The organism is Arhodomonas sp. KWT (genome assembly GCF_010993615.1).
Window position 1 is genome coordinate 1 of sequence record NZ_WNXE01000767.1, and the last position, 799, is coordinate 799.

Consider the following 799-nt stretch of genomic DNA (forward strand, 5'->3'; position numbering starts at 1 on the left):
CGCACCCAGGGGGTCGCGGTCACCGACGTCGCCTCGTTCGTGGAACGGGAGACGGGCAAGCTCCAGCTCGAGGCGCTCGACCCGAGCTGGCTGGTGTTCTCCCCCGGGTTCATCGCCCAGCGCGGTTCCGATCTGGTCAAGCGCGGGTTCGATCTGACGGTCTCTGCACTGGTGTTGCTGCTTGCCGGTCCGCTGCTGCTCCTCGCCGTGCTCGCCATCAAGCTCGAGGACGGCTGGCATGCGCCGGTGCTCTACCGGCAGGCCCGGGTCGGCCAGGGCGGTCACGCCTTCGATGTGCTGAAGCTGCGGAGCATGACCACGGATGCGGAACGTCCCGGGGAGGCGCGCTGGGCCCAGCGTGATGATCCGCGGGTCACGCGGGTCGGCCGTGTGCTGCGCCGCTACCGTATCGACGAGCTGCCCCAGATCTGGAATATCGCGCGCGGCGAGATGAGCTTCGTCGGGCCGCGACCGGAGCGGCCCGCCTTCGTCGAGCAGCTCGCCGAACGTCTGCCTTACTACCGCGTTCGTCACGTGGTGCGCCCCGGGCTGACGGGGTGGGCTCAGATCAACTATGCCTACGCGGCCTCGGAGGAGGATGCCTTCGAGAAGCTGCGGTACGACCTTTTCTACATAAAAAACAGGAGCCTGAGGCTCGATCTCACAATTCTCCTGCAGACGGCCGAGGCGGTTTTCTGTGGTCGCGGCGTGCGCTGAATGCGACATGGATCTCGTTTTTACTATGTTGATCCCTGTTTTTGCACAGTTGCGCACGTTTTTCATGGCTGATAATTTGAAA

1 protein-coding gene is annotated in these 799 nt (G+C 64.2%); it reads left to right on the forward strand.

Annotated features, from left to right (window positions below; translation table 11 throughout):
* The coding region (locus G7A99_RS22270; protein WP_163144184.1) for an exopolysaccharide biosynthesis polyprenyl glycosylphosphotransferase at positions 1–717 on the forward strand (717 nt) is incomplete at its 5' end.
* Between the last annotated feature and the right edge of the window lie 82 nt (positions 718–799).